Genomic DNA, 12609 nt, shown 5'->3' with positions numbered 1-12609 from the left:
CCGGTGCTTGTCATTCTCACCCAGGCGCACATCGCCTTCTCCTGCGGTTTGCATATCAAGGGTTTCTTCGTTACAAGCTCAACTTAACTTGAGGTCAAGCGGAAAATTCAAATGGCTGCGGTGACGGAATTGACGGTCGGCCAGGTGGCCACGCGCAGCGGGGTGGCAGTGTCGGCGCTGCATTTCTACGAGGCGCGCGGATTGATCCGCAGCCACCGCACATCAGGCAACCAGCGGCGCTACGGCCGCGACGTGCTGCGGCGGGTGGCGATCATCAAGGTGGCACAGGAGGTCGGCATCTCGCTGGCCGAGATCGGCGAGGCATTGGCATCGCTGCCTGAAGGCCGCACGCCGACGCGCGGGGACTGGAATGTGCTTTCAACCGCCTGGCGCGACCAGCTCGATCGCAAGATTGCCCAGTTGAAGAAGCTGCGCGACGGGCTGACCGATTGCATCGGCTGCGGCTGCATGTCGATCGACAAGTGCCCGCTGCGCAACAAGGAAGACCGGCTGAGCGCCCAAGGCCCGGGCGCAAGGCGGTTGTTGGTCGCTCGCTAATCCGCCGCCGGCAATCGCCTGATGGTGAATTCGATGACGTCGCCCGGCCGCTCGAACCAGCTTTCGATCTCGGTCCAGTAGGCCTGCTTGGGAAAGCGCTCGAACCACTCCTTCGCCTTGAGCCGCGCATCGGAGCGCGGCAGGACGAAGGTCTCGCGCAAAAACCCGTCGCGCGGCATGCGCTCGCGCTCGGCGCGCGAACGGTCGAGCCTCTTCTTCAGGCCATCCAGCGGCGGTCTTGCCGGAGTGCGCACGAAAGAACTCCATTCACACTTGACCCTTGCACCTAAGAGATTAGGGATCGCGGCCGGAAAAGACGAGTCATTTGTCGGGGTACGCTCCCCACAACCGGAGACAGCATTTGCAACGACCCGAAATACCGGCGGGGCTGCCGGCCGACATCGAGCAGAAGAAGATGAAGGCGCGGCTGTGGTTCGAGACGCTGCGCGAGCGCATCTGCGCCGCCTTCGAGCAGATCGAGCAGGACCTGCAGGGGCCGCAGGCCTCATGGTCGCCCGGCCGCTTCGAAAAGACGCCGTGGCAGCGCGACGCCGGCAAGGGCGGCGGCGGCACCATGTCGATGATGCGCGGCCGCGTCTTCGAGAAGGTCGGCGTCCACACCTCGACGGTCTATGGCGAGTTCTCGCCGGAGTTCAGGAAGCAGATGCCGGGCGCCGAGGAAGACCCGCGCTTCTGGGCGAGCGGCATTTCGCTGATCGCCCATCCGTGGAACCCCAACGTGCCGGCGGTGCACATGAACACGCGCATGGTCGTCACCTCGCGCCAATGGTTCGGCGGCGGCGCCGACCTGACGCCGGTGCTCGACCGTCGCCGCAGCCAGGAGGACCCGGACACGGTCGCCTTCCACCGCGCGATGCAATTTGCCTGCGAGAAGCACGCTGGCGTCGCCGACCACGCGAAATTCAAGGCCTGGTGCGACGAGTATTTCTATCTGCCGCACCGCAACGAACCGCGCGGCACCGGCGGCATCTTCTTCGACTGGCTGCATTCGGACGAGGACAGAGGCGGCTGGAACGCCGATTTCAACTTCGTCCAGGATGTCGGGCGCACTTTTCTCGTCGTCTACGGGCATCTGGTGCGGGCCAATTTCAACGACAACTGGACCGACGGCGACCGCGAAGAACAGCTCATTCGCCGCGGCCGCTATGTCGAATTCAACTTGCTTCACGATCGCGGCACCATCTTCGGGCTGAAGACCGGCGGCAACGTTGCCGCGATCCTGTCCAGCCTGCCTCCAGAGGTGAAATGGCCGTAAAATCTCGGTGAGTTGGACGTGAGTCGCAATCGGGTCCAAATCGCAGGATTCTGGCGGCGAATGTGGCGCGCAGAATATCTTTTTCGTCTAATATCCATTTGAAAAAGCAAGACTATTTTCGTTACGGGCCGGGAAACGCCGGCGGTTCTCGCCTCCCTGGAACCGCGACCCGACGCGACTGGACGGCCCATGATTAAGTAGGACACCTTCCCAAAATGGTGCCCTCATTTTCCAGGAGAGCATGCCATGTGCAAGCTTATTATGTCGGTTGCGGCTGCTGCCGTTCTTGCCTCTGGTGGCGCTGCCTTCGCAGCGGTCAAGCACACCACGGGCACGATCAAGACTTACGATGGAACGGCGATGAGCCTTGTTCTGGATAACGGATCTACCTTTACGCTGCCCAAGGCCTTCAAAAATCCTGGCCTGAAGGCCGGCGAAAAGGTCCGCGTTTCGTGGGACATGAACGGCAAGCACAAAATCGCCGAGGCAGTCAGGATCGTGAAGTGATGGCCTGCCCGCGGGAGCAAGACGAGGTCTTGCCTCCGGGGTAGCGTCAAGATGGCGGAGCAGCGATGCTCCGCCTTTTTCGGTCTCTGCAGCAACCAAAACCATCCGATCGTGTTATGCTGGTTCGGCCAGCGCATGACCCGAAAACCGAACCGGTTTCCGACAGGGATCATGCGTCGATCACAGGTGCTGGAGCTTCCGTGTCAGAGCAGATGCGGCGCTTCGAGGAGGAAAAGGGAGAAATCCGATGAAGGAATTCCACTGCGGCTCGCTGGTTCCGGGTTGTGACTGGCATACGCGCGCCGACGAGGAAGCCGAGATCATGCGTCGTGCCGTCGAGCATATGCGTGAGACGCATGGCGAGACGATCATTCGCGAGACGATGATCGAAGCGATCCGTTCGCGCATCGAAAAGGCTCGCGACGCGGCCTGATTTGCCTAAGAGACTGTTTCGAAATTCGCTCTGGCGAGTCATATGGTGGTGGCTTCGAGAACCGGAGCGCAGCGGACATTTGGGTCCGTGAGCACCGGAAGCGCAGAAAACGCCATCAGATGGCCGCCAGAGTAGAGTTTCCAAACGGTCTCTAACTTTCGAGTGCTTCTGCGGCGCGCTCGAGAAGTGCGCCGCGATCCAGCGCAAAGCCGGACTCGATCCACTCGTTTTCGAGGTTCTTCAGGGTTGCGCCGAGTTTCGGCCCGGGCGACGCGCCAAGCCTCGTCAGATCGGCGCCCTTGAGCGGAAAGCCGGGCTTTTTCCATTTTTCGGCAAAGGCCAGCAGCCGCGAGAAGCCGCCGGCTTCGAGCAGCGCGTCGTTGTCCTCGACGGCGCGGGCTCGAGCGGAAGCGAGCGACAGCCGCAAGCGATCGACAAGGCCCTGACGATCGCCGCGATAGAGCCGTTTTGCGAGTTCCGCTTCGGTCGTCTTCGGCCCGACGGGCGCTGTCAGCGCCCACTGCCTGAGGCGACCGGCGTCGCTGACGGAGAACCTCAACCGCTCGGCGAGCGTCTTCATCCGCGCTGCGTCCGGTGGCACGATCGCTTCCAGCCTGAGCAGCGGGTCCGGCGCCCAGCCGAGATCCTTCTCGGCCCTGGTCAGCGCATGGATCGCATCGATGCCCCATTTCTCGCTCTCCGGCAGAACGCTGGTGAGCACGCCCGCCTGGCGCATCCACAGCAAGGCGCGCGATGGATCGGGGGCCGACAGCAGCTTCTTCAGTTCGGACCAGACGCGCTCGACCGAGAGTTGGCCAAGCCCCTCCTTGAGCCGGGCGCAAGCCTTCAGCCCTTCGGCATCCGGCCGGCCGTCGCCATACCAGGCGAAGAAGCGGAAAAAGCGCAGGATGCGCAGATAATCCTCGCGGATGCGCGCCTCCGGATCGCCGATGAAGCGCAGCCGGCGCGCCTCGATATCGGCAATGCCGCCGACCAGGTCGACGATCGTACCGTCGGCCTCGGCATAGAGCGCGTTGATGGTGAAATCGCGCCGTTCCGCATCGGCTTTCCAGTCGCGTTCGAACGACACTTTTGCCCGCCGACCGTCGGTTTCGATGTCGGCGCGCAGCGTGGTCACCTCGAACGGCTTGCCGCCGGCGACAATCGTGACGGTGCCGTGCTCGATGCCGGTCGGCACGGCCTTGAAGCCTGCCGCCTCGGCGCGGCGGATGGTCTCGTCAGGCACGGTCGTGGTGGCGATATCGATGTCGGCAACCGGCTGGCCGATGAGCGCATTGCGCACCGCACCGCCGGCGACGCGCGCCTCCTCGCCGCCATCCGCGAGCGCCGCAAGCAGGCGCTGCAAATGCCGTTCCCCGAGCCAGTCGGCCTTGCCCGCGAGCGACATCCGGCCGCTCACGTATAGAGCCTTTCATAGAGCGTGCGGATGATGCCCGCGGTGACGCCCCAGATGCGTTGTCCCTCATAGGGCATTTCGTAGAAGACCCATTCGAGATCGTTCCACATGCGGCTGTCGCGGCCGTGGTTGGCCGGGTCCATCAGAAAGCGCAGCGGCACTTCGAAGGCGGCGTCGACCTCCTCGGAATTCAGCGTCAGTGAAAAGTCCGGCCGCACTATTCCCAGCACCGGGGCGATCCGGTAGCCGCTGCCGGAGACGTAATCGGGCATGCGGCCGATGATCTCGACCAGGTCCCGGCCAAGCCCGATCTCCTCGAATGTCTCGCGCAATGCCGCCGCCTCCGGGCTCGGATCGGTAGGATCGATCGTGCCTCCGGGAAAGGCCACCTGCCCCGAATGGCTGCGCAGCTTTTCCGCCCGCTTGGTCAGCAGAACCGTGGCATCGCGTCCGTGATCGACCACCGGGATCAGCACGGCTGCATCGCGCAGCGCCTTTGCGAGCTTCAAACGCGGATGTCCCGGGTTGAAGCGATGGTCACCATAATCGTCGGCGGCATGCGCCAGCGGCTGCGCCGCGACGCGGGCGCGAAAATCCTCGGCCGAAAACGGCGCCGGCGTCACTTGGTCCATAGTGTCACCTGGTCCATCATGCCCCGGTTCATTTTGGCCCTGGTCCATTTGGCCCCGGTCCATTTGGCGTCGCCCTCTCATGCGCTCAGCCGCTGCAGCTTTTCCGCCGGCATGATCGGATAGACCGCACCCTTCGAGCGGACCGCAAACATCCTTCGGCCGCCGACCTCGATCTCCTCGCCATGCTCGACCAATTCATACATGACCGGCCGCGCCACCAGCGCCTCCAGCCGTCCGCGCACCAGAACATAGGGTTTCAGGCCGCCGGTTACCTCCTCGTCGACAAAGCGCAGCGGATGCTCCGGCCCGGCCTCGACCACATCGCCGACATTGGTACGAAAGGTGATGACCCGGCCATCGCCGGTGCCGCAAACATCCATCTCGACGGCTATGAAGGGCGCGTCGACGACGCGGATGCCGACCCTTTCCACCGGCGTCACCAGGTAGGTCCTGCCGTCTTCGTCCTTGCGCAGCACGGAGGAAAACAGCTGCACCAGCGGCATGCGGCCGATCGGCGTGCCCTGGTAGAACCAGGTGCCGTCCTGCCTGATCTCCATGTCGAGATCGCCGCAAAAGGCCGGATTCCAACGCTCCACCGGCGCCGGCCCTTTGCCCGCGCGGGCGGCACGCGAGATCAGCGCCTCCAGTCCGCGCGCCTCGGTCGCTGCCATCAAACTTCCTTCACGATCGTCGGCGCGTTCTGTCATGGTCACGAAATAGTCACTGTTGTTCCGCTTGTCAGCCTAAGTCAGTGATTTAAGTTCAAAGACAGGCGCCACGCGAGGCCGAATCGCGGCACTCTGTGGCGTCGAAGCTGCAAGCCGGTATTTCCAACGAGAAGGATCGATGCTGCATGAGCGTGATGATCAAGGAAAGCCCGATCAGCGAAGAGGACATGATCGCCCTGGCCGAGACGGCGCTGGCCGACATTTCCAGGGTTCGCGAGGGCGTCGGCCGCGTCATCTTCGGCCAGGAAAGCGTTGTCGAACGCACGCTGGTGGCGCTGCTCGCAGGCGGCCATGCGCTGCTGGTCGGCGTGCCCGGCCTCGCCAAGACCAAGCTGGTCGAGACGCTGGGTATCGTGCTCGGCCTCGATTCCCGCCGCATCCAGTTCACGCCCGACCTGATGCCGTCCGATATTCTCGGCTCCGAGGTGATGGAGCAGGACGAATTCGGCAAGCGCTCGTTCCGCTTCATCTCCGGGCCGATCTTCGCGCAACTGCTGATGGCCGACGAGATCAACCGCGCCTCGCCGCGCACCCAGTCGGCGCTGCTGCAGGCGATGCAGGAATACCACGTCACCATTGCCGGTGTCCGCCATGACCTGCCGGCGCCCTTCCACGTGCTGGCGACGCAGAACCCGTTGGAGCAGGAGGGCACCTATCCGCTGCCCGAGGCGCAGCTTGATCGTTTCCTGATGCAAGTCGACATCCTCTATCCGGAAATCGAGGCGGAGCGCCGCATCCTCCTGGAAACCACCGGCATTGAGGACGCCAAGGCGCAGAACGTGTTGCAGCCGGCGCGGCTGAAGGAGATCCAGACCCTCATTCGCCGCATGCCGGTACCGGAAAGCGTCGTCGAGGCGATCCTCCAGTTGGTGCGCTCGGCGCGCCCCGGCCAGGGCAATGCCGAGACCGACAAGCACGTCGCCTGGGGCCCGGGCCCCCGCGCCAGCCAGTCGCTGACACTGTGCGCCCGCGCCCGCGCCCTTTATGACGGACGGCTGGCGCCGTCGATCGACGACATCAGAGCGCTGGCCGAGCCGGTGCTGCAGCACCGCATGGCGCTGACCTTTGCCGCCCGTGCCGAGGGCACGACCGTGCGTGACGTGGTGGCGAAACTGGCAAAAGGCATCTGATGGCGCGTATAGGCGAGGCCCAGGCTCCGGCGGCAACGCGTGACGCGCTCGCCCGCGGCCGGTTGCGGGCATCCCTGGTGCCGGACCTGCTAGTCGAGGCGCGTCGCATCGTCAACACGGTGATCGCCGGCTGGCACGGCCGCCGCAAGCGCGGCATCGGCGAGAATTTCTGGCAGTTCCGGCCCTATGTCGAGGGCGACTCCTCGCGCATCGACTGGCGCCGCTCGGCCCGCGACGACCACATCTATGTGCGAGACCGCGAATGGGAGGCCGCCCATACGGTGTGGCTGTGGGCAGATCCCTCGCCTTCCATGCTCTACAAATCGACCGGCGCCACCGTCTCGAAGGAGTCCCGCGCGCTGGTGCTGGCGCTGGCCATGGCCGAGCTTCTGTCGCGCAGCGGCGAGCGCATCGCCTGGCCCGGGCTGACCGATCCGTTCACCGCCCGCAACGGCGCCGAGCGGATCGCAGCACAACTCAGCCATGCCGGCGAATTGCCGGCAAAGCCCGACCTGTCCGCCATCCGCCGCTTCTGCGACATCGTCATCGTCAGCGACTTCCTCGATCCGGTCGAGGACACCATCGCCTGGCTTGACGTGCTCGCCCGCCACGGCGTGCGTGCCCATCTGATCGAGGTCGCCGACCCGGCCGAGGAGAGATTCCCCTATGCCGGCCGCACCGAATTCACCGATCCCGAGACCGGCGACAAGCTGACCGCGGGCCGCGCCGAAACGCTGGGCGATGACTACCGACTGCTTTACATCGCCCGCCGCCAGGAACTGACCGACTGGTGCAAGCGCCTCGGCTGGAGCTTTACCGTCAACCACACCGACCGCCTCGCCTCCGATGCGCTGGTGCGTGTCCACATGGCGATGACCGTCGATGGCAGCTCAGCCGGGAGGATCCGCGCATGAGCTGGCTGCCGCTCTCCTTCGGAACGCCGATGGTGCTGTGGGGCCTTCTGGCCCTGCCGGTGATCTGGTGGCTTTTGCGGTTTACCCCGCCCAAGCCGCAGACTGAGGTCTTCCCGCCGCTGAAGATCCTGGCCCGCGTGCTGAAGCGCGTGGAGACGCCGCAACAGAGCCCGTGGTGGCTGACGCTGCTCAGGCTGCTGATGGCGGCCCTTATCGTTGCGGCGCTGGCCGAACCTGTCTTCAACCCGCGTGAGAGACTGCCGGCCGAGGGCACCGCTCTTGCGTTGGTCATCGACAATGACTGGGCAAGTGCCGCCGACTGGGGTCAGCGCGTCGCCACTGCCGAACGGCTGATCACCGATGCCAGCTCCAACGACGTGCCTGTCATCATCGCCTTCACCGCCGAAAAACCGAATGCCGAGATCGGCCCGTTCGACGCCGCCACCGCGCTCGACCGGCTGCGCGCGGCAAAGCCGCAGCCGATCCCGACCGACCGCCCGGCCGTCTATGCCCGCGTCGCGACAACCCTGGAGAGCTTGCCGGGCGCCAGCGTCGCCGTGCTCGCCGACGGTCTGGCGGCGGAAGGCGACGAGGCCGCCTTCAACACGCTTCTGTCGAAGAACGCCGCCCGTGTCGTCTGGGCCGCCTCCGACCGGCCTGGCCTGATCGGCCTGACTGGCGCCGACAACCAGGTGGACGGCTTCGAGCTGACCGCCATCCGCGCGCCGGGCGATCCGGCGCCGGCTCAGGTGACCGCCGGCGCCTTCGACGACAAGGGCCGCCGCATCGCCGACGCCACGCTGACCTTCTCGCCGGGCGAATCCACCGCCACCGGCACGATGGCGGTGCCGTTCGAGCTGCGCAACGACTTCGCCTCGATCGCGCTCGACGGTCAGCGGCAGGCCGGCGCCGTCCGCGTGCTCGACGAGAGTTCCAAGCGCCGCCGCGTCGGACTGCTGTCGCAGGCCGAAGCCGACCAGGCGCAGCCGCTTCTGTCGCCGCTGTACTACATCCGCCGCGCGCTGCAGCCCTTCGCCGATCTGGCCGAGCCGTCGAGCGCCGACCTTGCCGACGCCATCCCGCAGCTCCTCGACCAGAAGCCGGCGATGATCGTCATGGCCGATGTCGGCACCATTCCGCAGCAGGTGCGGCAAAGGCTGGTCGACTGGGTCGACAATGGCGGCACGCTGGTGCGATTTGCCGGCTCGCGGCTGGTCGCCGCCGGCAATGACGACGACCTGCTGCCGGTCAGGCTGCGCACCGGCGAGCGCTCGCTCGGCGGCGCGCTGTCGTGGACGACGCCGCAGCCGGTCACCGATTTTCCGAAGACCGGCCCCTTCGCCGATCTCGCTCCGCCGGCCGAGGTCACCGTCACCAGGCAGGTGCTGGCCGAGCCGACGCCCGATATCGTCGAGCGCAGCTGGGCCACGCTTGCCGACGGCACGCCGCTGGTGACCGGTATGAAGAAGGGCAAAGGCACGCTCGTCCTGTTCCATGTCACGCCGGAGGCGACCTGGTCGAACCTGCCGATCTCCGGCAGCTTCGTCGAGATGCTGCGCCGCATCGTGCAACTGTCACGCAACCAGGGTGCGGCGGTCGCCAATGCCGAAGCCGCCGCCGCCTCGCTGGCGCCCTACCGCATGATATCAGCCGATGGCACGCTGGTGCCGCCGACGCCGGATGCACGGCCGCTGGTGCCGGGTGCCGGCCCGCTGCCGGTGACGTTCGAGAATCCGCCCGGCCTGTATGGCTCCGACACCGGCGTCATCGCTCACAATCTGCTCAATGCCGAAAGCCGCTTGGCGCCGCTGGTCCGTCCTCAGATCACCGTGCCGGTCACCACCGTCCAGTACGCTTTCGACGAATCGCACAATTTGAAGGGCCCGCTGGTGGCGGCAGCTCTCCTGCTGATGGTCCTTGATACGCTGGCGGTGTTCTGGATGGGCGGCCTGTTATCGCGCCGGCCGCGCCGCGCCGGCACGGCCGCCGCAACCACCGCCGCCCTGCTGATTACGCTCGGCGCCCTGGTCGGCCACACCGACATCGCCCGCGCCGACGATGCCAAACCCGGTGATGAGCGGGCGATCGAGGACATTTCGAAAACCCGGATCGGCTATGTGCAGACCGGCGACCGGAGCGTCGATTCGATCAGCCAGGCCGGGCTGGAGGGCCTGACCCGCTTCCTGATCGAGAAGACCGCGCTCGAGCCGGGGGCGCCGGCCAGCGTCGATATCTCGAAGGACCAGCTTGCCTTCTATCCGCTGATCTATTGGCCGATCGATCCTGCCGCGCCGATGCCGAGCCAGGCCGCGATCGCCCGCGTCGACGCCTATATGCAGCAGGGCGGCACGGTGCTGTTCGACACGCGCGACCAGTTCGCCACCGGCATCGGCGCGGAGCAGGCCAGCCCGGCGACGGAGCGGCTGCGCGACATCCTCGGCAACCTCAACGTGCCGGCGCTCGAGCCGGTGCCGTCGGACCATGTGCTGACCAAATCCTTTTACATCCTGCCTGAGTTTCCCGGACGCTTCGCCGGTGGCCCGCTCTGGGTCGCGGCGTCGCTCGAAGCCAGCAACACCGAGAACCGCCCGGTACGCACCGGCGACGGCGTCTCGCCGATCATGATCACCGCCAATGATTTCGCCGGCGCCTGGGCGGTCGACGAGAATGGCGACCCGCTTTTGCCGACCGTGCCGTCGGATCCGATGCAGCGCATTTATGCGCTGCGCGCCGGCGTCAACATCATGATGTACATGCTGACCGGCAACTACAAATCCGATCAGGTGCATGTGCCGGTGCTGCTCGAACGGCTGGGGCAGTAAGCCATGAACTTGTCGCTCGCCTTCGAACCGCTCATCTCCTGGCCGCTGCTCGGCCTGGTGCTGGCGCCGCTGTTGCTGCTGGCATTGGTCGGCCTGTGGTTCCGCCAGCGCGGCGCGGTCTTCCGTTTTGCCGCCCTGCTGGCGCTGACTGCGGCCCTGCTCAACCCGGTGTTGCTCGACGAAGAGCGCGAGGCGCTGAAAAGCGTCGTCGCCGTCGTCGTCGACCGCAGCCAGAGCCAGGACATTGGCGAGCGCACCAGGCAGACCGACGAGGCGCTGGCCGGGCTTCAGCAGCGCCTCGGCCGCTTCAAGCAGTTCGACATCCGCGTCGTCGAGGCCGGCAAGTCGGAAGCCGCCGAGGAGCGCACCGAAACGCGGCTTTTCGGGGCGCTTGAGAGCGCTTTCCGCGACGTGCCGCCTTCGCGCATCGGCGGCGCGATCATGATCACCGACGGCGAGGTGCATGACGCCCCGGGCGGCACGCCCGACTTCAACGCCCCGCTGCACGCGCTGATCACCGGCAACGACCAGGAAAAGGATCGCCGCATCCGCTTCGAGAATGCGCCGCGCTTCGGTCTGGTCGGCAAGCCTCTCGAAATGACCTATCGCGTCATCGGCACCAACAACGAGGCCGGCTCGGTCGATGTGCGCGTCTCGGTCAATGGCGAGCAGGTTTCGGTCGAGCGCGCCACCATCGGCCAGGCTATGCCGCTGCAGGTGACCATTCCCGGCGCCGGCCGCAACATCGTCGAGCTCGCCATCGATCCCGAGCCCGACGAACTCACCGACACCAACAACCGCGCCATCGCGCTGATCGACGGCATCCGCGAGAATTTGCGCGTGCTGCTGGTCTCCGGCGAACCGCATGCCGGCGAACGCACCTGGCGCAACCTTCTGAAATCCGACGCCTCGGTCGATCTGGTCCACTTCACCATTCTGCGGCCGCCGGAAAAGCAGGACGGCACGCCGATCAACGAATTGTCGCTGATCGCCTTCCCGACGCGCGAACTGTTCGTCGAGAAGATCAAGGATTTCGACCTGATCATCTTCGACCGCTACCAGCACCGCGACGTGCTGCCGGTCCTCTATTACGACTACATCGCCGAATATGTTGAAAAGGGCGGCGCGCTGCTGATCGCGGCAGGACCCGAATATGCCGGCGAAAGTTCCATCGCTCGCACGCCTTTGATGTCGGCGCTGCCGGCGATGCCGACCGGCGAAGTCGTCGAAAAGGCCTTTTATCCGCGCCTCACCGAGCTCGGCCAGCGCCATCCGGTGACGCGCGGGCTTGACGGCTCCGCCACCGAGCCGCCGCACTGGAGCCGCTGGTTCCGCACCATCGGCGTCGAGAACCCCGGAGGCGAGGCGGTGATGAAGGGCGCCGACGACCGTCCGCTGCTGCTGCTCGACCGCAAGGGTGAAGGCCGCGTCGGCATGTTTTTATCCGACCAGGGCTGGCTGTGGGCGCGCGGCTTCGAGGGCGGCGGCCCGCATGTCCAGCTCTATCGCCGCATCGCCCACTGGCTGATGAAGGAGCCCGAACTCGAGGAGGAGCGGCTGACTGCCGACGGCCGCGGCATGATGCTGGAAATCCGCCGCCAGACGATGAGCGACGATCCCGGCCCGGCGCAGATCATCACCCCGTCCGGCAAGGCGATGACCGTCAAGCTCGAGAGAGCCGAACCCGGCGTCTTCCTGGGCAGCATCGAGACCAGCGAGATCGGCCTCTATCAGGTCGGCAATGGCGACCTGAAAGCGCTTGCCCATGTCGGCCCGGTCAACGCACCGGAATTCACCGACGTCGTCTCCACCGAGAACCGGCTGAGAGCCCCGGCCGAGGCCACCGGCGGCAGCGTGCGCCGGCTGGCGCAATCGTCCACCCTTGGCAATCTCACAAGCGGCGTGACGCTGCCGTCGGTCGTCCCGGTCCGCTCCACGGGTGCGGCGGCCGGCAACGACTGGATCGGCCTGCGCACCACCGACGACAGCGTGCTGAAGGCCGTCTCGCGCGTGCCGCTGTTCGGCGGGTTCCTCGGCCTCGGCCTGCTGCTTCTGGCATTGGGCTCGATGTGGTACCGCGAGGGGCGTTAGCGACGCGCCTTCCCCTTCTCCCCTTGTGGGAGAAGGGGATTGGCGCGCAGCGCCAAGACGGTTGAGGGGTGCTGAACGGAGTGCCGTCGCTGCCAAGCTGG

The 12609-nt window shown here is 65.9% G+C and carries 12 protein-coding genes; 8 read left to right on the top strand and 4 right to left on the bottom strand.

Annotation, left to right across the window (positions count from 1 at the left end; translation table 11 throughout):
• Nucleotides 1-111: 111 nt before the first annotated feature.
• Nucleotides 112-558, top strand: coding sequence for a redox-sensitive transcriptional activator SoxR (gene soxR / locus AC0L2A_RS23050; RefSeq protein ID WP_023799942.1), 447 nt, complete (start codon nt 112-114; stop codon nt 556-558).
• On the opposite strand, the gene AC0L2A_RS23045 is transcribed toward soxR, so the two are convergent.
• Nucleotides 555-812, bottom strand: a complete 258-nt coding sequence (locus tag AC0L2A_RS23045; protein ID WP_006202578.1) for a hypothetical protein — start codon at nt 810-812, stop codon at nt 555-557. The two genes, soxR and AC0L2A_RS23045, sit on opposite strands and share 4 nt — an antisense overlap.
• 107 nt (nt 813-919) lie before the next feature.
• Here AC0L2A_RS23045 and hemF point away from each other — a divergent pair, with 107 nt between their 5' ends.
• The 3 genes from hemF (at nt 920) to AC0L2A_RS23030 (ending at nt 2774) form a co-directional block, all read left to right on the top strand.
• Entirely contained in the window at nt 920-1834 is a 915-nt protein-coding gene (gene hemF, locus AC0L2A_RS23040; protein WP_027151031.1) for an oxygen-dependent coproporphyrinogen oxidase, read from the top strand.
• Between the two features lie 246 nt (nt 1835-2080).
• Nucleotides 2081-2341: a DUF1344 domain-containing protein gene (locus tag AC0L2A_RS23035; protein ID WP_473610804.1), complete on the top strand. Its 261-nt coding sequence runs from the start codon at nt 2081-2083 to the stop codon at nt 2339-2341.
• A gap of 247 nt (nt 2342-2588) precedes the next feature.
• Nucleotides 2589-2774: a DUF1059 domain-containing protein gene (locus AC0L2A_RS23030; RefSeq protein ID WP_023799945.1), complete on the top strand. Its 186-nt coding sequence runs from the start codon at nt 2589-2591 to the stop codon at nt 2772-2774.
• Nucleotides 2775-2925: 151 nt separating this feature from the next.
• Here the strand turns inward: AC0L2A_RS23030 and AC0L2A_RS23025 are convergent, their stop codons facing one another.
• From AC0L2A_RS23025 to AC0L2A_RS23015, 3 genes are all read right to left on the bottom strand, one after another.
• A complete protein-coding gene (locus AC0L2A_RS23025; RefSeq protein WP_473610803.1) occupies nt 2926-4182 on the bottom strand; it encodes a CCA tRNA nucleotidyltransferase in 1257 nt (418 codons plus the stop codon).
• 8 nt (nt 4183-4190) lie between these two features.
• Entirely contained in the window at nt 4191-4823 is a 633-nt protein-coding gene (locus AC0L2A_RS23020) for a CoA pyrophosphatase (protein WP_473610802.1), read from the bottom strand.
• Nucleotides 4824-4900: 77 nt separating this feature from the next.
• Nucleotides 4901-5494: a DUF1285 domain-containing protein gene (locus AC0L2A_RS23015; protein ID WP_473610800.1), complete on the bottom strand. Its 594-nt coding sequence runs from the start codon at nt 5492-5494 to the stop codon at nt 4901-4903.
• 182 nt (nt 5495-5676) lie between these two features.
• On the opposite strand from AC0L2A_RS23015, the gene AC0L2A_RS23010 reads away from it, so the two are divergent.
• From AC0L2A_RS23010 to AC0L2A_RS22995, 4 genes are read left to right on the top strand one after another with little or no spacing between them, the layout of a single operon-like run.
• On the top strand, nt 5677-6681 hold the full coding sequence (locus AC0L2A_RS23010) for an AAA family ATPase (RefSeq protein ID WP_023799949.1): 1005 nt from the start codon (nt 5677-5679) through the stop codon (nt 6679-6681).
• Nucleotides 6681-7595, top strand: coding sequence for a DUF58 domain-containing protein (locus AC0L2A_RS23005; protein ID WP_023799950.1), 915 nt, complete (start codon nt 6681-6683; stop codon nt 7593-7595). Before AC0L2A_RS23010 ends, AC0L2A_RS23005 begins: the two co-directional genes overlap by 1 nt.
• On the top strand, nt 7592-10417 hold the full coding sequence (locus AC0L2A_RS23000) for a DUF4159 domain-containing protein (RefSeq protein WP_473610799.1): 2826 nt from the start codon (nt 7592-7594) through the stop codon (nt 10415-10417). The genes AC0L2A_RS23005 and AC0L2A_RS23000 overlap by 4 nt, the downstream gene beginning before the upstream one ends.
• A gap of 3 nt (nt 10418-10420) precedes the next feature.
• Nucleotides 10421-12508: a hypothetical protein gene (locus tag AC0L2A_RS22995; protein WP_473610798.1), complete on the top strand. Its 2088-nt coding sequence runs from the start codon at nt 10421-10423 to the stop codon at nt 12506-12508.
• Nucleotides 12509-12609: the final 101 nt, after the last annotated feature.

It is taken from the genome of Mesorhizobium sp. WSM4844 (assembly GCF_055811775.1).
The sequence above is the reverse complement of the archived record's forward strand: the minus strand, read 5'-3'. Positions and strand labels throughout refer to the sequence as shown.

Bases quoted from the DNA above. Each gene is read 5' to 3' on its own strand.
- soxR (WP_023799942.1), top strand. From the start codon at position 112: ATGGCTGCGGTGACGGAATTGACGGTCGGCCAGGTGGCCACGCGCAGC.
- AC0L2A_RS23035 (WP_473610804.1), top strand. From the start codon at position 2,081: ATGTGCAAGCTTATTATGTCGGTTGCGGCTGCTGCCGTTCTTGCCTCT.
- AC0L2A_RS23030 (WP_023799945.1), top strand. From the start codon at position 2,589: ATGAAGGAATTCCACTGCGGCTCGCTGGTTCCGGGTTGTGACTGGCAT.
- AC0L2A_RS23025 (WP_473610803.1), bottom strand. From the start codon at position 4,182: ATGTCGCTCGCGGGCAAGGCCGACTGGCTCGGGGAACGGCATTTGCAG.
- AC0L2A_RS23020 (WP_473610802.1), bottom strand. From the start codon at position 4,823: ATGGACCAAGTGACGCCGGCGCCGTTTTCGGCCGAGGATTTTCGCGCC.
- AC0L2A_RS23015 (WP_473610800.1), bottom strand. From the start codon at position 5,494: ATGGCAGCGACCGAGGCGCGCGGACTGGAGGCGCTGATCTCGCGTGCC.
- AC0L2A_RS23010 (WP_023799949.1), top strand. From the start codon at position 5,677: ATGAGCGTGATGATCAAGGAAAGCCCGATCAGCGAAGAGGACATGATC.
- AC0L2A_RS23005 (WP_023799950.1), top strand. From the start codon at position 6,681: ATGGCGCGTATAGGCGAGGCCCAGGCTCCGGCGGCAACGCGTGACGCG.
- AC0L2A_RS23000 (WP_473610799.1), top strand. From the start codon at position 7,592: ATGAGCTGGCTGCCGCTCTCCTTCGGAACGCCGATGGTGCTGTGGGGC.
- AC0L2A_RS22995 (WP_473610798.1), top strand. From the start codon at position 10,421: ATGAACTTGTCGCTCGCCTTCGAACCGCTCATCTCCTGGCCGCTGCTC.